Source organism: Mitsuaria sp. WAJ17, assembly GCF_014174515.1.
In the GTDB taxonomy this organism is placed as follows: domain Bacteria; phylum Pseudomonadota; class Gammaproteobacteria; order Burkholderiales; family Burkholderiaceae_C; genus Roseateles_B.
The window spans coordinates 102,803-126,994 of record NZ_JACJUG010000003.1; the positions used below are offsets into that span (position 1 = coordinate 102,803).

Here is a 24,192-nt window from a genome sequence, read left to right on the forward strand (position 1 = left end):
GTCGCACGGCTGATGGCCCGTCGCTCCTGGCGCACCAGGCACCAGGCACCAGGCACTCCCCCCTGGAGCGCTGGTGTCGGCAGGGGCACTTACTCAGCCGTGATGCGGCGGGACTTGATGAGGGCATGCCAGAACTCGGTCTCGCGCTGGATGTGGCGGGCCAGGGCGGCACCGTCGCTGGGGGCGACCTCGAGGCCGAAGTCCTCGAGGCGGGCTTTCACCTCAGGCGTGGCCAGGGCCTTCTGAAGCTCGCTGCTCAGGCGCTGGACGATGGCTTCGGGCGTGCCCTTGGGGACGAAGAGGCCTTGCCAGGCCGAGAGCTCGACGTCCTTGATGCCCAACTCGGCGAATGTGGGCACGTCGGGCAGGGTGGCCACGCGCCTGGAGGAAAGAACGGCCAGGGGCTTGAGCTTGCCGCTGCGGAAATGGGGCAGGGCGGCGGCGGTATCCAGCACACCCATGGGTACGACGCCGGCCAGCATGTCCTGCGTGGCGAAGGCGGTGCCGCGGTAGGGCACGTGCACGATGAAGCTGCCGCTGCGCTCCTTGATCAGCTCCATCGCCAGGTGATGCGGGCTGCCGATGCCGGGCGAGGCGTAGCTGAACTTGCCGGGGTTCTTCTGCACCAGGTCCAGCCACTACGCCAGGCTGCTGATACCGGACTGCGCGTTGACGCTCAGCACCAGCGGGAAGCGGGCCATGAAGCCCACGGGCACGAAATCGCTGACGGCATAGGGCAGCTTGCGGAACAGCGCGCTGTTGAAGACCATTGCGCCGTTGTCGCCGCTGAGCAGGGTGTAGCCGTCGGGGGCGGACTTGGCGGCGTTGTCGGTGCCGATCTGGCCGGCGGCGCCGGGGCGGTTGTCGATGATCAGGGTCTGGCCCAGTTGCCGGCCCAGTTGGGGGGCGAGCTGGCGGGCAAGGAAATCGGAACCGCCGCCGGCCGGATAGGCCACCACCCAGCGGACGGGCTTGGTTGGCCAGCTGTCGGCCACGGCCTCTGGCGCAGCCAGGCTCCCGGCTCCCAGCGCGACCAGCATGCCCAGGGCGCGGCGGCGGGAGGGGGAGGGGGCGGAAGTCGGCTGTCGGCGCATGGGCATGGCGTCTCCTGTAGGCTGGGGCTTGGGTGTTCCGGCGCGAGCTTGCCGCTGCACCTGGCGTGGATTCTGGCGCAGCAGTCGGGCGCGGGGCTTACGGGGCTTGCGCATGAGGCAAGGACTGACCCCCGCAAGGGATACCGCAGTCCTTGACGGATACTGGCCCGATTTCAGATGCCCCCTGCGGCCAGGACCTGCCATGAGCGCCAACGCCCCATTGCCCGACTGCCCCCTGTGCCGCGAGCCCGGCGGGATCCCGGTGTTCCAGGCCCCGCAATGGCGCCTGATACGGGCCGAGGACGCGAACTTCCCGGCCTTCTACCGTCTTGTCTGGCAGGCCCATGTGGCCGAGTTCAGTGATCTGGGCCCCGACCAGCGGCAGGCCTGCATGGAGGCAGTCTGCGCCGTGGAGCAGGTGCTGCGCGAGGGCCTGCGGCCGACCAAGATCAATGTGGCCAGCCTGGGCAATGTGGTGCCGCACCTGCACTGGCACGTGATCGCGCGCTTCGACTGGGACAGCCACTTCCCCAATCCCGTCTGGGGCGCGGCCCTGCGAGAGCTGCCGGACGCGGCGGTGCAGCGCCTGCCGCTGTCGCTGCAGGCGCTGGATCAGCGCATGAGCGAGCGACTGCAGGGGCTGCTGGTGCCCTGAGCCGCGAGCGAGGCTCGCTGGAATTGTCACAGAGTGCATGACGACGCGAGTGGTGTGGTGAGGCCCATGCAAGGGAATGCCCCATGGCCAGCGGGCTTTCAAGGGTCAGGCCTTGCCCGAGCGGTCTGCTGAGGTGCTTGCATCCGCATACAAACAACCCTGTCAGGATTGTCGGTCTGCAAGGTCTTACAGCTTGCTGCAATCCCCCCGTCGGGCGATGCTTCGCCTGCAAGTCAGCGCCTATCGGCGCAGGCCTGCGGATCCCTCCTCTTAGGCCCCGCTCGCGCGGGGCCCTTTTTTTGTGGAGCGGGTTTTCAGCGGGCCCTGTTGCCTGCGCGGTGCTGCTGCGACGGCCCAGCCCGGCGCCGTGTCGGCGAACCCGGAGGCACCCTGCCGTCCATCGGGCCTTCTCCCGCCTCTTCAGCCCGCCCGGCTACACTGGAGCCCCCCAGGTTTTCCCCTCCCTCCCCATGGCTGGCCTCAGCGCAGCAAGCCCCCTGCCTACCGACATCACCGTGCACCAGCAGTCCCGGCGGCTGGAGATTGCCTTCGATGACGGCGCGCGTTTCTCCATCCCCTTCGAGCTGTTGCGGGTGCTGAGCCCCTCGGCCGAGGTCAAGGGCCATGGCCCGGGCCAGGAGGTGCTGCAGACGGGGAAGCGAGAGGTCCTCATCGAGGCCCTCAGCCCCGTGGGCCACTATGCCGTGCAGCCGCGCTTCTCTGACGGCCACGACAGCGGTCTCTACACCTGGGACTACCTTTACGAGCTGGGCCTGCGCCAGGAGGCGTTGTGGGCCGAGTACCTCGCCCGGCTGGCAGCCGCCGGCCTGGACCGTGACGCGCCCATGGCGCCCAGGGGCGGCGGCCACTGCGCCAGCCACTGAACCGCTACACCCGAACCGATCGAGACCCTCATGAGCAGCACCCACTTCGGCTTCCAGACCGTCGACGAGCAGGAGAAAGCCGGCCGCGTGCGCGGCGTCTTCGACTCGGTGGCGTCCCGCTACGACATCATGAACGACCTGATGTCCATGGGACTGCACCGCGCCTGGAAAGCCTACACCGTGGCCGTGGCCAACCTCAAGGAAGGCGACCGAGTGCTGGACATCGCTGGCGGCACGGGCGATCTCTCCCGTGCCTTCGCCAGGCACGTCGGCAGTACCGGCATGGTGGTGCACACCGACATCAACGAGGCCATGCTGCGCACCGGCCGCGACCGGCTGCTCAACGAAGGCCTGGTCCTGCCCACCAATCTCTGCGACGCCGAGAAGCTCCCCTACAAGGACGCCAGCTTCGACCTTGTCAGCGTGGCCTTCGGTCTGCGCAACATGACGCACAAGGACTTGGCCCTGGCCGAGATGTGCCGCGTGCTCAAGCCGGGCGGCCGGCTGCTGGTGCTGGAGTTCTCCAAGGTGGCCGCACCCCTGCAGAAACCCTATGACTGGTACAGCTTCAAGATCCTGCCCCGGCTGGGCCAGATGATCGCGGGCGATGCCGACAGCTACCGCTACCTGGCCGAGTCCATCCGCATGCACCCGGGCCAGGCCGAGCTCAAGGCCCTCATGAAGCAGGCCGGCTTCGGCCACGTGGACGTGCACAACCTCAGCGCCGGCGTGGTGGCGCTGCACGTCGGCATCAAGTGCTGAGCCAGGACTGATCTCGCGCGGGGCCAGCCTCGGTCGTCCCGGGGTGCCCCTGCCGTCATGGCCCTCCGCTTTGCTCGGCCCCCGGTGCCTACATGTTGCGCGCAAGTCAAGGAAGTCCGCAAAAGCGCGGACCTTGCCGCCTTTTGCGGGGCTTGAATGCCTCTGCGGCCCCGCGGAGCCTCGTTACACTCCCCCCGGTACAGGCCAGGCCGCGATGCGGGCTGGCACTGCGCATCCGTCCGGCCGTCCTGCCGGCGGCGCAGGCAAGGGTGCAGCACGGTTTGGAGCGCTATGAAGACGACGATGCAGCGGGTCTCTTTCCCCGACTTGACGCGGACAGCTGGCATGGTGGCGGCCCTGGCCGCCGTGGCCGCCCTTGTGGCGGCCTGCGGCGGCGGCAAGGGTGATGCCACGCAGACGGCCGCCAAGGTCAACAAGGAAGAGATCACCGTCCACCAGATCAACCAGCTGCTGCAGCGCCAGCCTGGCCTCAGTGAGAAGCAGGCGGACGCCCTGTCCCGCCAGCTCCTGGAACGCCTGATCGACCAGGAACTCTCCGTGCAAAAGGCCCAGGACCTCAAGCTGGACCGCGACCCGCGCGTGGTGCAGCAGGTCGAGGCCGCCAAGCGCGAGATCCTGGCGCGGGCCTATGCCGAGCGCATCGGCGAGTCCGTCAGCAAGCCCGCCCCTGACGAGATCGCGAAGTTCTATAACGAGAAGCCGGCCCTCTTCAAGGAGCGCCGGGTCTACAGCCTCCAGGAGATGAGCATCGAGGCCTCGCCCGACCAGTTCGAGGGCCTGCGCCAGCGCCTGCAGGGCTCGCGCAATCTCACCGAGTTCGCCGAATACCTGCGCGGTGCCGGCATCCGCTTCAACGTCAACGAGGCCGTGCGCCCGGCCGAACAGCTCCCGCTCAACAGCCTGGACACCATCGCCCGCATGAAGGACGGCGACACCGCCGTGCAGGTCACGCCCTCTGGCCTGCAGCTGCTGCACGTGGCCACCTCGCGCCTGAATCCGGTCGATGAGACCACGGCACGCCCGGCCGTGGAGGCCTTCCTGATCAACCAGCGCAAGGCCGAGGCCATCCAGAAGGACCTCAAGGCCCTGCGCGAGTCGGGCAAGATCGAGTACATGGGCAAGTTCGCGAGCAAGCCGGCAGTGGCTGCCTCGGCGGCTTCCGCGGCCGCCGCCGTCGTGCCTGCATCGTCCGCCTCGGCAGTCGAGGCACCGGCGAGCGATGCCGCCAAGAGCGTGGGGCTGAAGTGATGCGGGCCGCGCTGCTGGCCTGCGGGCTGATCCTGGGCGTGCTGGCCGGTGCGGGCGCCCGCGCCCAGGCCCCTGCCATCGGCGCGAATGCCGCCAGTGCGCCGGCTGCACCGGGCCCGGCCTCCGCCACCGAATACCGGCTGGCCGCCGGCGACGTCATCCGCATCAGCGTCTACCAGAACCCGGACCTGACCCTGGAGACGCGCGTCTCCGAGAGCGGCTCTCTGTCCTACCCGCTGCTGGGCAGCGTCCGGCTGGGCGGCCTGAGCATCAGCCAGGCCGAGCAGCTGATCGCCGACGGCCTGCGCAACGGCAACTTCGTCAAGCAGCCCTCGGTGACCCTCGTGGTGCTGCAGGTGCGCGGCAACCAAGCCAGCGTGCTGGGCATGGTCAACCGCCCCGGGCGCTATCCGCTGGAGATGGGTGACACCCGCCTGTCCGACCTGCTGGCCGCGGCCGGAGGCGTCACCCTGGCGGGCTCCGACATCATCGTCCTGAGCGGACGCCGCCAGGGCAAGCCCTATCGCGTGGAGATCGACCTCCCCAACCTCTTCGCCGCCCAGGGCCGCGAGCAGGACGTCATGGTGCAGAACGGCGACGTGCTGTGGGTGGATCGCGCGCCCATGGTCTACATCTACGGCGAGGTCAACCGCCCAGGCTCCATGCGCCTGGAGCGTGGCATGACGCTCATGCAGCTGCTGGCCGCCGGCGGCGGTACCACGCAGCGCGGCACCCAGAAGGGTATTGCCGTGCATCGCCGCGGTGCCGACGGCAAGGTCCAGATCCTGCGTCCGGAGATGGATGAGCCCATGAAGGAAGGCGATGTGGTCTATGTGCGCGAGAGCCTGTTCTGAGGGGCGCCGGTGAACCTGACCCAACTGATCCCCATTCTTCTCGCGCGCTGGCGCACGGCGGCCGTGGTCTTCGTGGCCTTGGTGCTGGGGGCTCTGCTCATCACCCTGGCCACGCCCAGCAAGTACACCGCCACGGCCTCGGTGGTGGCCGACGTCAAGCCCGACCCGGTGTCCGCCCTTCTCATGCAGAACGCGGTCACGCCGGCCTATATCGCGACCCAGGTCGATGTGATCCGCAGCGATCGCGTGGCCCAGCGCGTGGTGCGCAATGCCAAGCTGGCCGACGACGCCGAGGTGCGGGCCCGCTGGCTCAAGGCCACCAATGGCGAGGGCAAGATCGACACCTGGCTGGCGAATTCGCTGCGGCCCGGCCTGGAGGTGAAGCCCTCCTTGCAGTCCAGCATCATCGAGGTGTCCTACAAGGCGCAGGACCCGCGCTTCGCGGCCAATATGGCCAATGCCTTCGTGCAGGCCTATATCGAGGTAACCCTGGACCTCAAGGTCGATCCGGCCCGCCAGTACCGCAGCTTCTTCGATACCCGGGCCAAAGAGGCTCGCGAGCGCCTGGAGGAGGCTCAGTCCAAGCTCTCGGCCTTCCAGAAGGAGAACGGCATCATCGGCACCGATGAGCGCCTGGACGTCGAGAATGCGCGCCTTAACGAGCTCTCCACGCAGCTGGTGACGCTGCAGGCGCTCAGCGCCGAGTCCAGCAGCCGGCAGAACCAGGCGGCCACCTCGGGCGACCGCCTCCAGGAAGTGTTGGTCAACCCGGTGATCGGCTCGCTGAAGTCCGATCTCAGCCGGGCCGAGGCCAAGCTGCAGGAGCTCAACGCACGCTACGGGGAGAACCACCCGCAGGTCGTCGAGGCCCGCGCCAACATCGCCGAGCTCAAGGCTCGGGTGGAGGCCGAGGTCAAGCGAGTGACCGGTGGGGTGGGCGTGGCCGCGTCCATCAACCGTGCCCGGGAGGCCGATGTCCGCGCCTCGCTGGAGGCCCAACGCGGCAAGCTGCTGCGCATGAAGGCCCTGCGCGATGAAGGCTCGGTGCTGCTGCGCGACGTCGAGAACGCCCAGCGTGCCTACGACGCCATCCAGACCCGCCTCACCCAGACCAACCTGGAAAGCCAGACCACGCTGTCCAACGTCAACATCCTGACCCAGGCTGAGCCACCGCTGACGCCGTCCTCGCCCAGAACCTACCTGAACTTGCTCGTGGGTGTCTTCCTGGGCACTTTCATGGGGCTGCTCGCTGCCCTGGCCCATGAGCTGCTGGACCGCCGCCTGCGCAGCGCGCAGGACCTCGCCATGATCGCGGACCTGCCGGTGCTGGCGACCATCCCGGGTGCCGATGCAGGCCGCGGCTCCTCCGCCTGGCACCGCCTACGCTGGCGCAGGCCCCGCCCCGTGGTCCAGACCAAGGCCTCCGCATGAACGACATCCCGAATGCCCAGGCGCCGGGCATGGCGCGCGAGCCGTCCATCGGCGCGCTGATCAGCCAGACGCGCAACCTCAGCGCCGAGCAGGTCGAGCAGGTGCTGGCCTACCAGCGCCAGCACGGCCTGCGCTTCGGCGACGCTGCCGTGCTGCTGGGTTTCGCCAGCACCGACGACGTGCTCTTCGCCCTGGCCCAGCAGTTCCAGTACCCGGTGGCGTCGAACACCGGTCCGACGCTGAGCCCAGAGCTGGTCAGCCTCGGCCAGCCCTTCGGCGCGCAGGCCGAGGCCTTCCGCGCCACCCGCAGCCAACTGCTGATGCGCCTGCAGCAGCAGGGGCGCGAGCCGCGCGCCCTGGCCGTGGTGAGCCCGGAGCCGGGTGATGGCAAGAGCTTCTTCTGCGCCAACCTGGCCGTGGCCCTGGCCCAGCTGGGCGGCCGCACCCTGCTGATCGATGCCGACATGCGCCATCCCCGGCAGCATCAGCTCTTTCTCCTGGAGGGGCAGGGCCGCTGCGAGGGCCTGGCCGATGTGCTCTCGGGGCGTGCGGGCCAAGGCGTGATCCGCCAGGTCGAGGGCGTGCCCAGCCTCTTCGTGCTGCCGGTGGGCACGCCGCCGCCCAATCCGCTGGAGTTGGTCGAACGCCCGGCCTTCGGCCTGCTGCTGCGCGACCTGTTGGGCCGATTCGATCATGTGCTGATCGATACCCCGGCGGCCAGCCTGGGTTCGGACAGCATCGTGATCGCCGCCCGAGCTGGCGCTGCCGTGGTGCTGGCCCGGCGCCATCAGTCGCGCATGGCGGCCCTGCAGGACCTGGTGGGCAGCTTCTCGCACAGCCCGGCCGAGATCCTTGGCGTCGTCATCAACGAGCACTGAAGGGCCGGCCCTCGTGAGTCCGGCCGAGGCCGCCCCCCGCAGCCCCTGGCTGGCCCTTGTCCGGCTGCCACGATCCGCCCGCGAGGTGCTGGTCTGGCTGCTGTCGGGCTGGGTGCTGCTGTTCGGGCAGAGCTACTGGGACCTCTTCCACGGCCTTTGGGCCAGCGACGAGCAGGGCCATGGCCCCATGATTCTCGCCGTGGGCCTGTGGCTGCTGGTGAGGCGCCTGATGGCCCTGCAGGAGGCGCGTGGCTCGACCTGGGGCTTGCTGCCCCTGGGTCTGGGCCTGACGGCCTATGTGCTGGGGCGCTCGCAATCCATCTGGACCCTGGAGATCGGCGCGCAGCCGCTGGTGCTGGCCGGCTTGGTGCTGGCCTTCCTGGGCTGGCAGGGCCTGCGCCGGGCCGCCTTCCCGCTCTTCTTCCTGCTCTTCATGATCCCCTGGCCCGGTGACTGGACCGCGGCGTTGACCACGCCGCTGAAGATCGCGGTCTCCGGCGTGGCGAGCCAGCTGCTGTACTGGGCGGGCTATCCGGTCGGGCAATCGGGCGTCGTGCTGACGGTGGGGCCTTACCAGCTGATGGTGGCCGATGCCTGCGCCGGCCTCAACTCGCTCTTCACCCTGGAGGCCCTGGGCCTGCTGTACATGAACGTGATGCAGCACACGGCCGTGTGGCGCAACACGGCCCTGGCCTTGCTGGTGGTGCCCATCTCTTTCGCGGCCAATGTGCTGCGGGTGCTGGTTCTGGTGCTGGTGACCTACCACTTCGGCGATGCGGCTGGGCAGGGCTTCATCCACGGCTTTGCGGGCCTGCTGCTGATGCTGGCCGCCCTGCTGCTGATCATGGCGGCGGACGGCCTGCTGGGCCGCCTGGCGCGCTGGCGGGGCTGGCCATGAGAGTGCAGCGCCGTGCCCTGCTGATGGCCGTCGCCATGGGTGGCACCGCGCTGCTGGCTGAGCGCGTGCGACCCCGCCGCTTCCTGGCGGACGAGCAGGCGCGACTGCCCCTGGCCCGGCTGGTGCCGGCGCGCTTCGGCGACTGGACGCTGGATCCCAGCGTCGCGCCCCTGCTCCCCGATCCGCAGCAGCAGCAGGTCATTGCCGACACCTACGACGAGGTGCTGGCCCAGAGCTTCCGCAATGGCGCGCGCCAGTTGGTCATGCTGAGCCTGGCCTACGGCCGCAATCAGCACAAGGGCATGCTGGTCCACCGTCCCGAGATCTGCTACCCGGCCCAGGGCTTCCGGCTGGAGCGGGACGTCTACGATGCCACGATCGCCCTGGACAGCGGCCCGCTGCCCCTCAAGCGCCTGGTGGCCAGCCAGGGGCGCCGCCATGAGCCCATCAGCTACTGGGTGGTGGTGGGCGACACGCTGACGGCCTTTGGCTATCCGCACCGCTGGGTGGCGCTGCGCTATGGCCTGCAGGGCCTGATCCCGGACGGCGTGCTGGTGCGCGTCTCCTCACTGAGCGCCGACAATGCGGAGGGCTTCGCGCTGCAGGCCGCCTTCATCCGCGACTGGGCGCGCGCTCTGAGCCCTGAGGCCCGCCTGCGACTGCTGGGCCGCGGGCAGGCCTGAGCCCCTTTTCACACCTGCTTCGTGGATGCACGCATGAGCATGAAGAAAGCACTGATTACCGGCGTTACCGGCCAGGACGGGGCCTATCTGGCCGAGCTGCTGCTGGGCAAGGGCTATGAGGTGCATGGCATCAAGCGCCGCGCCTCGTCCTTCAACACCGACCGCATCGATCACCTCTACCAGGACCCGCACGTTTGCAACCAGCGCTTCATCCTGCACTACGGGGACCTGACGGACAGCAGCAACCTCATCCGCATCATCCAGCAGGTGCAGCCGGACGAGATCTACAACCTGGCCGCCATGAGCCATGTGGCGGTGAGCTTCGAGATGCCCGAGTACACGGCCAATGCCGACGGCCTGGGCACGCTGCGCCTGCTGGAGGCCATCCGCATGCTGGGCCTGGAGAAGAAGACCCGCTTCTACCAGGCCTCCACCTCGGAGCTCTACGGCCTGGTCCAGGAGACCCCCCAGCGCGAGAGCACGCCCTTCTACCCGCGCAGCCCCTACGCGGTGGCCAAGCTCTACGCCTACTGGATCACCGTCAACTACCGCGAGGCCTACGGCCTGCATGCCAGCAACGGCATCCTCTTCAACCACGAGAGCCCGGTGCGCGGCGAGACCTTCGTCACCCGCAAGATCACGCGGGCGATGGCTCGCATCGCCCTGGGTCTGCAGGACTGCGTGCACCTGGGCAATCTCTCGGCCCAGCGTGACTGGGGGCATGCTCGCGACTATGTCGATGCCATGTGGCGCATGCTTCAGCAGCCGCAGGGGGACGACTACGTCATCGCCACCGGCGTGCAGCACAGCGTGCGCGAGTTCATCACACTGGCGGCGGCCGAGCTGGGCCTGATGCTGGCCTTCGAGGGCACGGGCGTGGACGAGGTGGCCCGCGTGGTGGCGGTCAGCGGCACGCAGGCGCGCTGCCAGGTGGGCGACGTGATCGTGCGCGTGGATCCGCGCTACTTCCGCCCCACCGAGGTCGAGACCCTGCTGGGCGATGCCACAAAGGCCCATGAACGCCTGGGCTGGCGGGCCAGCACCCCGCTGCAGGCACTGGTGCGCGAGATGATGGCCGCCGACTACAGTGCCGCTCGGCGCGACGAGCTGGTCAAGAGCGCCGGCTACGCGGCCTACGATGCCCATGAGTAACGACCACGACGAGACCACGACGAGGCCCGCCCGGAGAACCCCATGAACAGCATGCCCAGCGACGCCCGCATCTTCGTCACCGGCCACCGCGGCATGGTGGGCTCGGCCCTGGTGCGACGCCTGCAGGCGAGGGGCTACACCCAGATCCTCACCCGCAGCCGTGCCGAGCTGGACCTGTTGGACCAGGCGGCGGTGTACCGTTACCTGGTCGAGCACCGGCCGGACTATGTCTTCATCGCCGCGGCCAAAGTGGGCGGCATCCTGGCCAATGACAGCGAGCGGGCCGACTTCCTCTTCCAGAACCTGCAGATCGCGCTCAACCTGATCCACGGCGCCCACCGCGCCGGCATCCAGCGCTTGCAGTTCCTGGGCTCCAGCTGCATCTACCCGCGCAACTGCCCGCAGCCCATTCGCGAAGAGTACCTGCTCACGGGGCCGCTGGAGCCCACCAACGAGCCCTACGCCATCGCCAAGATCGCGGGCGTCAAGCTGGCCGAGAACTACAGCCGCCAGCACGGCCGCCAGTACATCAGCGTGATGCCCACCAACCTCTACGGCCCGGGCGACAACTATGACCTCCAATCCAGCCACGTGCTGCCCGCCCTGATCCGCAAGGCCCACGAGGCCAAGCTGCGCGGGGACACTTCGCTGACCGTCTGGGGGAGTGGCACGCCCCGGCGCGAGTTCCTCTATGTCGATGATTTGGCCGAGGCCTGCGTGCTGCTGATGGAGGTGGGCTACGGCGGCCCCCTGCTCAATGTCGGGTGCGGCCAGGACCTCAGCATCCGCGAGCTGGCGCTCACGGTGGCCGAGGTGGTGGGCTTCCAGGGTGAACTGGTCTTCGACAGCAGCAAGCCGGACGGCACGCCGCGCAAGCTGCTGGACATCTCCCGCATCCGCGCCCTGGGCTGGCAGCCGCGCACGCCGCTGCGCGCGGGCATTGCCGAGGCCTATGCCCAGGCCTGCGCCGCGGGCCTTGCCGCGCCTCGATGAGCCGCGCCCGACAGGCCCTCTCAGGCGTGCGCTGGGGCGCGCTGGGCCTGCTGTTCAACACCGGCGCTCAGCTGGCCCTGATGGCTTGCATGTCGCGCCTGCTGACCCCGGGGGACTTCGGCCTCATGGCCCTGGCACTGGCTGCGCTCAATCTGCTGGCCTATGCCGGCCAGTCCGGCCTGGCGCCGGCCCTGGTACAGCGCCCGGCGCTGGACACCCCGACCCAACGCCTGGCCTGGACCCTTGCCCTGATGCTGAGCCTGGCCTGTGCCGGGCTGACGGCCCTGCTGGCGCCGCTGGTGGCGCAGTGGGCCGGACAGCCGCGACTGGCCCTGCTGCTGCAAGTCCTGGCGCTGCAGCTGCCCCTGAGCGCCATGGTCCTGGTGGCGACCGCGCTGCTGCGTCGTGCCCTGCGATTCAAGGCCCTGGCGGTGGTGGATGCCCTGTCATACGTGCTGGGCTACGGCCTCGTGGGCCTGGCTACGGCCTGGGCGGGCTGGGGTGTCTGGGCCCTGGTGGCAGCGCAGCTGGGCCAGGTCTCGATGCAGGCGGTGCTCGTCCTGGCCCTGGCGCGGCCCGACTGCCGCCTGAGCCTGCGGGGCGACTGGCGCGGCCTGCTGGGCTATGGGGGGCGCCATGCCCTGATCGGCCTGGTCGAACTGGTGGGCGGCAATGCCGATACCGCCGTGATCGGCCGCGCCCTGGGTGAGGCCAGCCTGGGCCTCTACAGCCGCGCCCGGCTGCTGGCCCAACTGCCCACGGAGAAGCTGGCGGGCATTGTTGGGCGGGTGCTCTTCCCGCTGCTGGCCAGCACCCAGACCGACCGCGCCCGCGTGGGCGAGGTCCTGGCCCTGGGCGTGTTGCTGGTCGGCAGCCTTGGCGCAGCGCTGAGTCTGGGTGTCAGCGCGGCGGCCCAGCCCCTGGTGCAGCTGCTGTTGGGGCCGCAGTGGCAGGCTGCGGTGCCGGTGCTGGAGGGGCTGGCTCTGGCCGTGCCCTGGATCTTCATGTCCAACGTGGCGGGCATCACCTGTGACGCCCTGGGATGGCTGGGCCCCAAGCTGCGCCTGCAGTCGGGCGTGACCCTGCTGCTGTGCCTGGGCCTGGCCCTGCTGGCAGGGTTGGGTCTGCGCTGGCTGGTGGCCTGGCTGGTGGCTGTGGAGATGCTGCGCTGGGCCGCCTATCTCGCCTGGCTGCGCGGGCCGCTGCAGATCCGGAGCCGAGACATGCTGCGCATCCACGCCGCCGTGCTGACCAGCGGCGGGCTGGTGGCGCTGGCGGTGGCCGGCGCGCTGGCCCTGTGCCCGGCGGGCGCTGCCTGGCTGCGGGTGTTGGTGGCCGTCCTCGCGGGCAGCCTGGGCCTGGTTCTGGCAACGGGCCTGGCCCTTTGGAGCTGCCGTGGGACCGCCGCAATCCAGCTGGCGCAGCGGCACTGGCCGGGGCTGGATCGCTGGTCCTTCGCGAGGGGGGCGTCCCATGGCTGAGCGACTGCCGTCCGGCGCGCAGGCGCCCTTGCACATCGCCCTGTGCGGGCCCGTGGCAGGGGCCGACCTGGCCCCGCTGATGGGCCTGAGGCCCGAGGCCCTGCCGCGCGGCTACGAGGGGGCGCCCCTGCTGATGACACTGGTACAGGCGTGGCTGGAAGCGGGCCATCAGGTCACCGTGGTCACACTCAGCGGGGATCTTGACGTGGCCGGCGCGTCGCCCGCGTTCACCTCGACGAAGCAGTCGCGCCTGCGGGCTGTGTTCTGCCCCCTGCGCCCGCACGCCTGGCGCCCGGTGCAGGGCAGGCCAGGCCGCATCCTCGACCTCTACCGCTGCGAGCGCCAGGCCCTGGTCGCGGCCCTAAGCGCTGCGGCGCCGGATGTGGTCCATGCCCACTGGGTCTACGAGTTCGCCTGGGCGGCACTGGACAGTGGCCTGCCCACCCTGGTCACCAGCCACGACTCGCCCCGGGTCGTCGCCCGCATGAACCGCTGGGCGCGGCCCACCATCAGCCTCTACCGCGCTCTGCGGGTGCTGATGGCCCGGCAGGTGTTCCGGCGCGCACCTCCGCTGAGCGTGGTCTCGCCTTATCTGCAGGCCGAGCTGACCGCGCAGGGGGCGCCTGACGCGGTCGTGATCCCCAACCCGGTCGCCCCGCTGGCCCTGGCCCTGGGGCGCGACCGCGAGCGCGGCGAGGCCCTGCGCATTGCCATGGTCTGCAATGGCTGGGACGCGCGCAAGAACCCGCAGACGGGCCTGCAGGCCTTCGCGCGGGTGGCCGCGCGCCTGCCGCAAGCCGAACTGCATCTCTTCGGCCACGGTTTCGAACCCGGTGGGGCTGCCGCCCGGTACTGCGAGGCGCAGGCCCCATTGCAGGCCCTGCGGTCCCGTATCCACTGCCACGGCCCGCTGCCTCACGCCGTCTTGCTGGAACGCCTGGGCGGCCTGGACCTGCTGCTGCATCCCGCCCGTGAGGAGACCTTCGGCATGGCCATCGCCGAGGCCATGGCACTGGGCCTGCCGGTGCTCGCGGGTCGCGCCGCTGGCGCCGTGCCCTGGGTGTTGCAGGAGGCGGACGGCCTGGCCGACGTGGAGTCCCCCGAGGACCTGGCTCGGGCCCTCCTGCTGTTGGCCGAGCCGGCGCGCTATGCGGTACTGTCGCGCGCGCTGCGAGCCTCGGTGCGCGAGCGCTTCGCCGCCGAGGCGGTAGCCGAGGCCTATGTGCGGCGTCTGCGTGACATCCTGCGGACCGCGCGGCGCCCGACGGCCGCGGCTTGAGTCACACTGGCGCCCCATGGATGCAAGCCTGCTGTTCCTCCTGAGTCTGCCCCTGCTGGTCGCCATGCTCCTGGCCGCCGGCGGCGTGGTGCTGCTGCTGGGCAGCATCCAGTCCCTGGTCATGGGCGTGGCCCTGGTGCTGGGCACGGCCCTGGTGGATTCCCTGCAGAGCGGCCAACCCTTGCTGCACATCGGTCTGGCCCTGTACCCGGGGGACCTGATGTGCCTGGTCCTGCTGCCGGCCACCCTGGTGCGATGGCTGCGGCCGGCCAGGCAAGCCGGGGAGCGGCCGGGCATCACGCCGGGCTGGTGGCTGTTCAGCGCTGCCGTGATGCTGAGCCTGGCCCAGGGCCTGCTGAGCTTCGGCACCAAGGCGGGGGTGCAGGTGCGGGACTACTTCTACTTCGTCGTGGTGGTCAGCTACGTGGCCAGCTTCCCCTATCGGCCCGAGCGCCTGCAGCGCCTGCTGGCCTGGCTGGCCGGCCTGGGGGGCGTGCTGCTGCTGCTGACCACCTACCGCTGGATCGTCTATTACACGCCCATCCCCAGCCTGCTGCCGCCGGGCGGGGTCTACAACATCGACGGGCCCATTCGCGTGATCTGGTCCAACGACGCCCTGCTGCTGGGCCAACTGCTGATCGGTGCGCTCTACTTCGCCGACGCGGCGCCTGCCTTGCGCACCCTGCGCCTGTGGGTGCCGGTGCTGCTGGGCTATGTGCTGGCCCTGCAGCACCGCTCGGTGTGGGGCGCGGTGCTGGTGGGCGCGCTGAGCCCCCTGCTGAGCGGACGCCGCGCTACCTCGGCCTGGCGGCAGCTGGGGCTGTTCGCGCTGATCCTGGCGGTGGTGGTGCTGCCCCTGCTGCTGGCGCCCCGCTCGGAGTTGGCGGCCCAGATCGGGCAGTCGGCGCAGCGCGCCGTGCGCGGCCAGGACACCACGGCCGAGCGTCTGCAGAGCTGGGGCGTGATCCTGCGCCGCTGGGCGGACCTGGGGCCGCGCTCGATTGCCATCGGCAGCCCCTTCGGCACCGACAACTCGCGTTATGTGATCGACAGCGAGGGCACCCCCCGCCTGCTGGAGTACGGCGCCCACAATATGTACGTGCAGACGGTCTTCAACACCGGCCTGCTGGGCCTTGGCGGTTTCGTGGCGGTCCTGGTGGTGGTGTTGCGCGGCCTGCGCCGCCGCATTGCCGCCGAACCCTCGCAGCCCCTGCCGGTGCTGCTTTTCACCCTCAATGTGACCATGGTGGTGTACTTCGTGCCCTATGGCGTGACCTATGTGCAGGGCCTGTGGCTGGGTCTGGGCGCGGCCTGCGCCGCGGTGGCGCGGGCGCCGGTGTCCTGGCGGGGAGGGCGGCATGCGGCTGCGTGAGGGGGGGCAAGACCTGACCCCGGCCCTGCTGCGCGGCCTGATGCGCCTGCTGAGCGCGGTCCTGCTGGTCGTGCTGGGCGCGATGCCTTCGGCGGCCGGCACCGATCCCTATCTCCAGGCCACGCAGGGCCACAGCCAGACCGTCACCGCCGCATTCTTCGGCACGCACTTCCATCGCCTGGACATGGGCCTGCCGGACGATCCCGGCCGCACGCGCTGGCCACAGCAGCCGCTGGGACACCTGCGCCTGTGGGACGCCCAGACCACCTGGTTCAACCTTCAGCCGGCGCCCGAGCGCTGGCAGTTCCAGCGGCTCGATGCCTACGTGGCCGCGGCCGAGGCGGCGGGTGTGCGGGTGCTGCTGACCCTGGGCATGACCCCGGCCTGGAATTCGACGCGGCCCGAGGAGCCTTGTCCCTACGCCGAGGGCTGCAGCGCTGAGCCGCGAGACCTCTCGGCCTGGAAGGACTATGTGCGCACCCTGGCCCGGCGCTACGGCACGCGCATCGCCGCCTACGAGCTGTGGAACGAGCCGCTGCTGTCCGAACTGCCGCGCGACCGAGGCCAGCGCGGTTTCTACACCGGCAGCGTGCACCGCCTGGTCGCCATGGCCGAGGCCGCGCGCGAGGCCCTGGACGAGACCGTGCCCGGCACTCCGCTGTGCACGCCGGGCTTCACCAATGGCGTGGACCGCCTGGCCCTGTTCCTGTCGGCCGGCGGCGAGCGCCAGGTGCAGGCGCTGTGCTTCCATCTCTATGCCGAGAGCAATCTGCAGCTGGCCCGCACCTTGGTCAGCCTGCAGCGTCTGCAGCGCGAGCGAGGTCTCGGCGCGCTGCCGTTGTGGAACACCGAGACGGGCGTCGAAGTGGCGGCGCCCGGTGAGAAGCTGCTCGGCGGCGTCGTGGACAGCTGGGACGCGGCCGCCGCGCGCCTGGCCCAGGCCCTGGTGCTGAGCGCGGCCGCAGGCGTGGAGCGCTTCTACCAGTACGCCTGGGACAACGGGCGCAGTGGCCTGGTCGATGCGCAGGGCCGTCCGCGCCCCGCGCTGGCCGCCTTCACCCAGGTACAGGACTGGCTGATGGACCGCCGCGTCGGCCCCTGCCGCCAGCCCTGGCTCAACCGGCCAGGCCTGGTCGCCTGCCAGACGCAGGGGGCCGATGGCCGGCACTGGCTGCTGTGGCACACGGGCCCGGAGCCCCTTCGGCTGCGGCGGGCACAGCTGGCCCGCGCGCTGGGCGCCCGCGAACTGCGCGATCCCGCGCAGCCGGAGCGCGCCGCGCCCCGCGAGCTCGTTGATGTCGGTCAGGCCCTGGTGCGTCTGGCGGTGGTGGAAAGGGGCACCCAATGAGGCGCTCGCTGTGCGCGCTGATGAGCTGCTTCAACCGCAGGAACAAGACCCTGGCCTGCCTGGACAGCCTGGCGCCCGAACGCCAGGCGCTGCAGGCCCGCGGCATCGAGCTGCAGGCCGTGCTGCTGGACGACGGCAGCACCGACGGCACGGCCGAGGCCGTGGCCGCCGCCCACCCGTGGGTGACCGTGGTGCGCGGGCCGGGCCAGCTCTACTGGTGCCGGGGCATGCACCTGGCCCAGCAGCAACCGCTGGCCCGTGCGGCAGACTGGCAGCTCTGGCTCAACGACGACGTGCTGCTGGAGCCCGGCTTTCTGGCCCGCCTGCTGGACTGCGAGCAGGCGCTGCGCGTGCAGGGTCGGCCCGGCGTGGTCGTCGGCGCCACGCGCGACGCGCGCACCGGCCTCGTCAGCTACGGCGGCGAGCGGCGCCTGAGCCGCTGGCGGCGCTCTCGCTTCAGCTTGCTGGCGCCTGCCGATCACGCGCAGCTGTGTGACTCGATGAACGGCAATATCGTGCTGCTGCACCGCGAGGTCCGCGAGCGCGTGGGCGACCTCGACCCTGCCTTCGAGCACGCCATGGGCGACACCGACTATGCGCTGCGCACCCGCGCCTTGGGCCTGGGCGTCTGGCTGGCGCCGGGCTTCATGGGCTGGTGTTCGGACAACCCGCGCACCGGCACTTACCACGACCGCAGCCTGCCCTGGACGAGGCGCTGGCAGCTGATGCTGTCACGCAAGGGCCTGCCCTGGCGCTCCTGGCTGCGGCTCACTCGCCGCCACATGGGCCCGGCCTGGCCGCTGTTCTTCGTCTGGCCCTATCTGCGCCTGCAGATGGAACGCTGGCGCAGGCCTGTGCCATGAGTGGCGCCCCGCAGCGTCTGCGCGTGGCCGTTCTGAGCAACGCGCCGGTGCCCTACCGCACGCCCATGTGGGCCCGGGTGGCCCGCGAGCTGGACCTGCAGATGGTCTACTGCACAGAGCCCTGGGTGGACCCGGCGTTGCGCGAGCAGGGGCGGGGCTATGGCGTACATGTGCTGGGCGGCGCGGCCTGGCAGGGCACTCGGCGCTTCCTGCATGCGGACCTCAAGGTCTGGTCCCTGCTGGGCCGGCTGAATCCGGATGTGCTCGTCACCACCGGCTTCATCCCCACTTTCCTCGTGGGCCAGCTCTGGGCGGCCCGGCATGGGCGGCCGCATGCCGTGATGAGCGACGGCAGCTGGTACCAGGAGCAGAGCCTCAGCGGCCTGCACCAGGCCCTGCGCCGCTGGGTCTATCCGCGGGCAGCGGCCTTGGTCGGCGCCGGTGCGGGCACGCTGCAGGTGTTCCAGCACCACGGCGCGCCGGCGCAGCGCTGCTTCCTGGCGCCGCTGTGCGTCGACAACGAACGCTTCGCCGCCGCGGCCCTTCACGCCACGCGCGAGGCTGAGCTGCTCTTCTCCGGTCGCCTGGTACCGCACAAGCAGCCGCTGATGGCCCTGGACATCGCCGTGGGTGTCGCGCGCCGCCTGGGGCGCCGCGTGCGCCTTCGCGTGCTGGGCGACGGTCCCCTGCACGAGGCCCTTCAGCAGGCCGCCGCGCGCGTGGCGGAGCAGGTCGAGCTGCAGTGCCTGGGCTACCGCCCGCAGGCCGAGCTGCCGGCCCTCTATGCCGGGGCTGGCCTGCTGTTGTTCCCGACGCAGTGGGAGCCCTGGGGCTTGGTCGCCAACGAGGCCTGCGCGGCCGGCGTGCCGGTGCTGGTCAGCGAGGTGGCGGGCTGTGCAGGCGACCTGGTCCTGGACGGCGTGAACGGGCGCGTGCTGCCGCCGCGCCTGGAGGACTGGGTGGACGCCGCCAGCGACCTGCTGCAGAACGAACCCTTGCTCCGCCGCATGGGCGCCGCCGCGCAGGCCCGGGTGCAGCGGGGGTGGACCTTCGAGCGCGCAGCCGAGGGCTTTGTGCAGGCCATGGCCTGCGTGCAGAGGGGGCGCCGGCCATGAGCGCGATACCGTCAGGCAAGACCTGCCCCTCCGTGCTGCTGGTGCACAACCGCTACCAGCAGGCCGGCGGCGAGGATGCCGTCGTCGAGAACGAGGCCGCGCTGCTGCAGGCCCGCGGTCACCGCGTGCTGCGCCATGAGCGTCACAACGAGGAACTGCGCCAGCTGCCGCGCTGGCAGGGCGCTGCACAGGCCTTCTGGTCCGCACCCACCACGCACGCGCTGGACGTGCTGATCGAGGCCCAGCGCCCCGATCTCCTGCACGTGCACAACACCTGGCCCCTCGTCTCGCCGGCCGTGTTCTGGGCGGGGCGGCGCCACGGCCTGCCCGTGGTGCTGACGCTGCACAACGCCCGCCTGCTCTGCCCGCAGGCTCTGATGCTGCGCGAGGGGCGGCCCTGCACCGACTGCGTGGGCCGCCTGCCCTGGCGTGGCGTGCTGCATCGCTGCTATCGCGACAGCGCCATGGAGACGGCCCTGGTGGCCGGCGTGACCCAGTTGCACCGGCTGCTGGGCACCTGGTCCGCACGGGTGGACCGCTACATCGCGCTGAGCGAGTTCGCCCGCCAGCTCTTTATCCGCGGCGGGCTGCCGGCCGGGCGCATCGTGGTCAAGCCCCATTTCGCCGAGGTCCCCCAGCGGGCCGAGCAGCCCCGGCAGGGCCTGCTCTTCGTGGGCCGGCTGGCTGAGGAGAAGGGCCTGCATCTGCTGGCCCTGGCGGCCGAGACCCTGCCGCCGGGCGAGTGCATCACGGTGATCGGCGACGGGCCGCTGCGCGCCACGCTGCAGTCGCATCCGCGCCTGCGGCTGCTGGGCGCACAACCCGCCCCGGCTGTGCTGGAACAGATGCGGCGCGCGCAGGCCCTGGTCCTGCCCAGCCTCGTCTTTGAAATGTTCCCGCGCACCCTGGTGGAGGCGGCGGCCTGCGGCCTCCCGGTGCTGGCGGCCGACCACGGCCCCATGCCCGAGCTGGTGCAGCACGAGCGCACGGGCCTGCTCTTCGAGCCTGGTGATGCCGCATCCCTGGGGAAGGCCCTGCGGCGCGTACTCGAGTCACCCCAGGACGCTCGCCGCTGGGGCGAAGCCGCCCGCGAGCACCAGCGCGCACACTGGAGCGCCGAAACCAACTACCTTCAGCTCAGCCGGATCTATGCCGACCTCCTCTGCTGACGTCCAGGATGCGCGGCTTGGCAACCTCCAGGCCTTGCGCGCCGTCGCCGCGCTGGCCGTGGTGGTCTTCCATGTCATCGAGACCTCGGTGCACCAGCAGCGGCCGGTGCTGGGGCTGGCGCCGCTGTCGGGCTGGGGCGCCTGGGGCGTGGACCTGTTCTTCGTGCTGTCCGGCTTCGTGATGGTCTACACCCAGCAGCGGCGGCCGCGCAGTGCGGGCCGCTTCCTGGCCGACCGGCTCTGGCGCATCCTGCCCCTGTACTGGCTGCTGACGCTGACGGTGCTGCTGCTGCAGCTGCTGAGGCCCGGACTCTTTCATGGCGCGCTGGCTGACGGCCGCCAGGTGCTGGCCTCGCTGGGTTTTGCCTCGGGTGCCTGGCTGGGGCGCCCGCCGGTGCTGTGGCTGGGTTGGACGCTGGAGTGGGAGATGGCCTTCTACCTGCTCTTCACGCTAGGCCTGCTGCTGCCCTGGCGCGCTGGGCCGACCCTCTGCGTGGGCTTGGGCCTGGCCGCACTGATCGCCCTGGGCGCGGACGCGCTGGGCCTGGAATTCCTGCTGGGCATGGGCCTGGCCGCCCTGCATCGCCGCCTGCCCTCGCAGCGGCCCTGGGCGCCGTGGCTGCTGGCCCTGGGGACGCTGGGGCTGCTCGCCTCGCTGGGCCAGCCGGCGCCGCTGCAGCGCTTGCTGCACTGGGGCCTTCCCGCTGCGCTGCTGGTGCTGGGCGCCCTGGGCCTGCGCCAGACGCGCTGGGCACCGGGCCAGTGGCTGGGCGACGCCTCCTACAGCATCTATCTCGTGCAGGCGCTCAGCATCCCGGCCCTGTACCGTCTGATGCGCCTGTGGCCGGGCCTGCAGGCCGATCTGGTCGCGCTGTCGGTGATCGCAGGCACGGCGCTTGCGGGGCTGGCCTGCCATCGGTGGCTGGAGCAGCCGCTGCTGCGCCTGCGCCGCGGCGCGCCACTCAGCCCGCCCAGGCCCTGAGCACGTGCGGGATCTCGTCTTCGGGGCGCACGCCCTCGTGGAATATGCGCGGCGCCGGCGGCGCTAGGCGCCGGCCCTGACGGCGGGCTTCGCGCAGTTCGGAGGCAATGCGCAGCATCTCACGCACGCGGTGGTACTGGGTGTGTCCGGCCAGGACGAAACCGCGTGCCGCGTCACCCATGGCGCGCAGGCCTGCGTCGTCTTCCAGGGACCGGTCGCACAGACGAAGCAGGCCAGGCAGGTCGTCGTAGAGCGCCCAGTGGACGCCCTCGTGCGCCAGGCGGTCCAGGCCTTCGAGCCGGCAGTCCAGCAGGGGTGTCCCGCTGGCCATGGCGATGTAGGGCCGGTCCGACAGGTAAAACGGTGCCCGTCCACCCGGGAAGCCGCCCACCTGCAGGCGGCCCAGGGCCATGGCCCGGTGCTGGTCCACAAAGGGCACGGGGCCCTGCCAGCCGGTCTGGCCTCCCCAGCCGTGTCCGAAGAGGCCGAAGCGCGCGCCGTAGCGACGGCCCAGGGCCTGCACCATGGCCCGTCGCTGGCGGGCGGCGCGGTTGATGGGATTGAAGGGATTGCGTCCCGCGTGGTGGCTGCCGACGAAGACCACGTCGAAGGGCGGCGCGGCCGGACGCGACGGCGGTGCCGCGAAGCGCTCCTGGCAGGCGCCGTGCGGCATCAGCACGAGGTTGCGGGCTCCAGCGGCGACCACGGCATCGGCCACAGGCCCCAGCACAGTGAGGAAGTTCAGGTCGGCGCCGGCGCAGGCCTGGCGCAGGCTGGCTGGGGTGCGGTGCAGCCAGCGGCCGAAGGCATCGCCGCTGCTGACCAGCACCAGCAGCTCGGGGTGCAGGCGGCGCGCGGCCTGCAGGAAGGGACGCGGGTCGGGCAGGGGGCCGTGGTAGCACTGCAGCCACAGGGTGTCCACGCCCTCGTCCTTGATGAGGCGCAGGGCGCTCGCGAAAGCCGATTCCGTGACCTGCATCCCAGGCCCGGCGCCCAGGTAGGGCAGGGCCTGGGCCCAGGCCAGGGTGCCCTCCTGCACCAGGCGCAGCAGGCTCGCGTGGTAGCCGGGCTGGTCCGTCACAGCCGAGCCCTGCAGCAGCATCAGCAGGCGCACGGCTCAGCCTCCACGCAGGCGCCGCCACAGCGCGCCGGGCAGGGCGGCCAGGCACAGGCCCAGGAACTGGCTGTTGCCCAGCAGGTAGCGCCGCCACAGACGGCGGGGCTCCTGCGCCAGGCGATACAGCCATTCCAGGCCGCTTCGCTGCATCCAGGCGGGCGCGCGCCTCAGCGTGCCGGCCAGGAGGGGGAAGGCATAGCCCACGCCCAGGCAGAGGGCGTCCAAGCGGGGCGCGTGGCGGCGCATCCAGAACTCCTGCTTGGGGCACCCCAGGCCCACGAAGACCAGGCGGGCGCCCGAGGTCTGGATGCGGGCCAGGGCGGCGGGGTCCTCGGGCGGCTCCTCGGGCAGCAGGGGCGGGGACTCGGCTCCGGCGATGGGCAGGGCCGGGAAGCGCTGGCGCACGTGCACCAGCAGCCGGGCCAGCTCAGCCTCGCTGCCGCCGTAGAAAAAGACCGGCAGGTCCAGGGCCTCGGCCTGCGCCAGCAGGAGCAGGCTCAGGCTGGGGCCGCTGAGGCGGTCCACGCCGCGAAGGCCCAGCAGGCCGCGCAGGGCCCAGACCAGCGGCAAGCCGTCGGTCAGCACCAGCGCGGCTTCGTCCAGCGTGGCGGCCAGTGCGGGGCGGTGCCGGGCGCGGGTGAGCATGTCCACATTGGCCAGGCAGACATAGCCCGGCCGGCGCCCTTGGGCCCGCCGCAGCAGCTCGGCCAGGACCGGCGCCTGCTCGCCCGCCGTCAGGCGAATGCCGAAGAGTCGGCACTCCCTCATCTGGGCGGGCTGGGCGGTCGCCGTTTCAATTGGGGATAATCCGTCGTTCAAAATGCCGGGCGCAGGCCTGGGCAGCGAGCCCGGATTCCGCTGGGCCCAACTCACCGAGGTTAATTTGAAGATTCTTGTCACCGGCGCTGCCGGCTTCATCGGCATGCATGTTAGCCAGATCCTGCTCGCCCGGGGCGACGAGGTCGTTGGTCTGGACAATCTGAACGACTACTACGACCCCCAACTCAAGCGTGATCGCCTCGCCCGCCTGCAGGGCCGCCCGGGCTTTCGCTTCGTGCAAATGTCTGTGGAGGACCGCGAGGGCATGGCCCACCTCTTCGCCGAGGAGAAGTTCGACCGCGTCGTGCACCTGGCCGCCCAGGCCGGTGTGCGCTACTCGCTGCAGAACCCGCATGCCTACATCGACAGCAATATCGTCGGCTTCATGAACATCCTGGAAGGCTGCCGCCATCACGGCGTGCAGCACCTGGCCTATGCCTCCAGCTCCAGCGTGTACGGCGGCAATGTGCGCATGCCCTTCTCCGAGCACCACGGGGTGGATCATCCGGTGAGCCTGTACGCGGCCACCAAGAAGGCCAACGAGCTGATGGCCCACACCTACAGCCACCTCTACCGCTTGCCCACCACGGGCCTGCGCTTCTTCACGGTCTACGGTCCCTGGGGTCGGCCGGACATGGCGCTCTTCCTCTTCACCAAGGCCATCCTGGAAGGCCGGCCCATCGACGTGTTCAACCACGGCCAGATGATCCGCGACTTCACCTACATCGACGACATCGCCGAGGGCGTGGTGCGCGTGCTGGACCGCCCGGCCACGGTGGACGAGGGCTATGACCCGATGACGGCCGACCCGGCCCGCTCGGACGCGCCCTACCGCGTCTTCAACATCGGCAACCATGACCCGGTGAAGCTGATGGACTTCATCCAGGCCATCGAGCAGGCCGTGGGCCGCGAGGCTCAGAAGAACTTCATGCCCCTGCAGGACGGCGATGTGCCGGCCACGCATGCGGACGTCGAGGAACTCGCCGCCTGGACCGGCTTCAGGCCCGCCATGCCGGTGCCCCAGGGCGTGGCCAACTTCGTGGCCTGGTACCGCGACTACTTCAAAGTCTGAACCGGTGGCGGCCCCGGTCCAT

General features: G+C 70.7%; 22 protein-coding genes and 1 pseudogene. 20 read left to right on the forward strand and 3 right to left on the reverse strand.

The features are described from left to right. Positions 1-89: 89 nt before the first annotated feature. A pseudogene (locus tag H5407_RS03535) lies at positions 90-1,298 on the reverse strand (Bug family tripartite tricarboxylate transporter substrate binding protein). Here H5407_RS03535 and H5407_RS03540 point away from each other — a divergent pair. From H5407_RS03540 to H5407_RS03630, 19 genes are all read left to right on the forward strand, one after another. Next, positions 1,297-1,749: an HIT family protein gene (locus H5407_RS03540; RefSeq protein WP_183103047.1), complete on the forward strand. Its 453-nt coding sequence runs from the start codon at positions 1,297-1,299 to the stop codon at positions 1,747-1,749. The pseudogene H5407_RS03535 and the gene H5407_RS03540 sit on opposite strands and share 2 nt — an antisense overlap. A gap of 470 nt (positions 1,750-2,219) precedes the next feature. Then, positions 2,220-2,633 (forward strand): gamma-butyrobetaine hydroxylase-like domain-containing protein, encoded by a 414-nt coding sequence (locus H5407_RS03545; RefSeq protein WP_183103048.1) that lies wholly within the window; start codon positions 2,220-2,222, stop codon positions 2,631-2,633. A gap of 30 nt (positions 2,634-2,663) precedes the next feature. Then, a complete protein-coding gene (ubiE, locus tag H5407_RS03550; protein WP_183103049.1) occupies positions 2,664-3,395 on the forward strand; it encodes a bifunctional demethylmenaquinone methyltransferase/2-methoxy-6-polyprenyl-1,4-benzoquinol methylase UbiE in 732 nt (243 codons plus the stop codon). 291 nt (positions 3,396-3,686) lie between these two features. Further along, positions 3,687-4,664, forward strand: a complete 978-nt coding sequence (locus tag H5407_RS03555) for an EpsD family peptidyl-prolyl cis-trans isomerase (RefSeq protein WP_255501048.1) — start codon at positions 3,687-3,689, stop codon at positions 4,662-4,664. Next, positions 4,664-5,518, forward strand: coding sequence for a polysaccharide export protein EpsE (gene epsE, locus H5407_RS03560; RefSeq protein ID WP_183103050.1), 855 nt, complete (start codon positions 4,664-4,666; stop codon positions 5,516-5,518). The genes H5407_RS03555 and epsE overlap by 1 nt, the downstream gene beginning before the upstream one ends. A gap of 9 nt (positions 5,519-5,527) precedes the next feature. Further along, positions 5,528-6,949 carry a chain length determinant protein EpsF gene (gene epsF, locus H5407_RS03565; protein ID WP_183103051.1) on the forward strand — a complete coding sequence of 474 codons (1,422 nt, stop codon included), beginning with the start codon at positions 5,528-5,530 and terminating at the stop codon, positions 6,947-6,949. Next, positions 6,946-7,827 (forward strand): polysaccharide biosynthesis tyrosine autokinase, encoded by an 882-nt coding sequence (locus H5407_RS03570; RefSeq protein ID WP_183103052.1) that lies wholly within the window; start codon positions 6,946-6,948, stop codon positions 7,825-7,827. The genes epsF and H5407_RS03570 overlap by 4 nt, the downstream gene beginning before the upstream one ends. Before the next feature lie 13 nt (positions 7,828-7,840). Continuing rightward, positions 7,841-8,725: an exosortase B gene (xrtB, locus tag H5407_RS03575; protein ID WP_310737608.1), complete on the forward strand. Its 885-nt coding sequence runs from the start codon at positions 7,841-7,843 to the stop codon at positions 8,723-8,725. Beyond that, positions 8,722-9,408 (forward strand): exosortase-associated protein EpsI, B-type, encoded by a 687-nt coding sequence (gene epsI, locus H5407_RS03580; protein WP_183103053.1) that lies wholly within the window; start codon positions 8,722-8,724, stop codon positions 9,406-9,408. The genes xrtB and epsI overlap by 4 nt, the downstream gene beginning before the upstream one ends. A 33-nt stretch (positions 9,409-9,441) precedes the next feature. Beyond that, complete coding sequence (gene gmd, locus H5407_RS03585) at positions 9,442-10,560, forward strand: GDP-mannose 4,6-dehydratase (RefSeq protein ID WP_183103054.1); 1,119 nt, start codon at positions 9,442-9,444, stop codon at positions 10,558-10,560. A gap of 51 nt (positions 10,561-10,611) precedes the next feature. Next, complete coding sequence (locus H5407_RS03590; RefSeq protein WP_183103206.1) at positions 10,612-11,553, forward strand: GDP-L-fucose synthase; 942 nt, start codon at positions 10,612-10,614, stop codon at positions 11,551-11,553. Then, positions 11,550-13,034 carry an oligosaccharide flippase family protein gene (locus tag H5407_RS03595; RefSeq protein ID WP_183103055.1) on the forward strand — a complete coding sequence of 495 codons (1,485 nt, stop codon included), beginning with the start codon at positions 11,550-11,552 and terminating at the stop codon, positions 13,032-13,034. Before H5407_RS03590 ends, H5407_RS03595 begins: the two co-directional genes overlap by 4 nt. After that, the gene (locus tag H5407_RS03600) at positions 13,027-14,313 is read left to right on the forward strand and encodes a glycosyltransferase (RefSeq protein WP_183103056.1); all 1,287 of its coding nucleotides are present in this window, start codon (positions 13,027-13,029) and stop codon (positions 14,311-14,313) included. Before H5407_RS03595 ends, H5407_RS03600 begins: the two co-directional genes overlap by 8 nt. A gap of 16 nt (positions 14,314-14,329) precedes the next feature. Beyond that, a complete protein-coding gene (locus H5407_RS03605; RefSeq protein ID WP_183103057.1) occupies positions 14,330-15,685 on the forward strand; it encodes an O-antigen ligase family protein in 1,356 nt (451 codons plus the stop codon). Further along, positions 15,672-17,033: a cellulase family glycosylhydrolase gene (locus H5407_RS03610; RefSeq protein WP_183103058.1), complete on the forward strand. Its 1,362-nt coding sequence runs from the start codon at positions 15,672-15,674 to the stop codon at positions 17,031-17,033. Before H5407_RS03605 ends, H5407_RS03610 begins: the two co-directional genes overlap by 14 nt. Continuing rightward, the gene (locus H5407_RS03615) at positions 17,030-17,896 is read left to right on the forward strand and encodes a glycosyltransferase family 2 protein (RefSeq protein WP_220800448.1); all 867 of its coding nucleotides are present in this window, start codon (positions 17,030-17,032) and stop codon (positions 17,894-17,896) included. The genes H5407_RS03610 and H5407_RS03615 overlap by 4 nt, the downstream gene beginning before the upstream one ends. Beyond that, positions 17,893-19,011 (forward strand): glycosyltransferase family 4 protein, encoded by a 1,119-nt coding sequence (locus H5407_RS03620; protein ID WP_183103059.1) that lies wholly within the window; start codon positions 17,893-17,895, stop codon positions 19,009-19,011. Before H5407_RS03615 ends, H5407_RS03620 begins: the two co-directional genes overlap by 4 nt. Next, positions 19,008-20,180, forward strand: a complete 1,173-nt coding sequence (locus H5407_RS03625) for a glycosyltransferase (RefSeq protein ID WP_183103060.1) — start codon at positions 19,008-19,010, stop codon at positions 20,178-20,180. Before H5407_RS03620 ends, H5407_RS03625 begins: the two co-directional genes overlap by 4 nt. Further along, positions 20,161-21,162: an acyltransferase gene (locus tag H5407_RS03630; protein ID WP_183103061.1), complete on the forward strand. Its 1,002-nt coding sequence runs from the start codon at positions 20,161-20,163 to the stop codon at positions 21,160-21,162. Before H5407_RS03625 ends, H5407_RS03630 begins: the two co-directional genes overlap by 20 nt. On the opposite strand, the gene H5407_RS03635 is transcribed toward H5407_RS03630, so the two are convergent. Beyond that, positions 21,143-22,276: a glycosyltransferase gene (locus H5407_RS03635; protein ID WP_183103062.1), complete on the reverse strand. Its 1,134-nt coding sequence runs from the start codon at positions 22,274-22,276 to the stop codon at positions 21,143-21,145. The two genes, H5407_RS03630 and H5407_RS03635, sit on opposite strands and share 20 nt — an antisense overlap. Before the next feature lie 3 nt (positions 22,277-22,279). After that, complete coding sequence (locus H5407_RS03640) at positions 22,280-23,047, reverse strand: WecB/TagA/CpsF family glycosyltransferase (protein ID WP_183103063.1); 768 nt, start codon at positions 23,045-23,047, stop codon at positions 22,280-22,282. Between the two features lie 115 nt (positions 23,048-23,162). On the opposite strand from H5407_RS03640, the gene H5407_RS03645 reads away from it, so the two are divergent. Continuing rightward, positions 23,163-24,170 carry an NAD-dependent epimerase gene (locus tag H5407_RS03645; RefSeq protein WP_183103064.1) on the forward strand — a complete coding sequence of 336 codons (1,008 nt, stop codon included), beginning with the start codon at positions 23,163-23,165 and terminating at the stop codon, positions 24,168-24,170. Positions 24,171-24,192 lie beyond the last annotated feature (22 nt).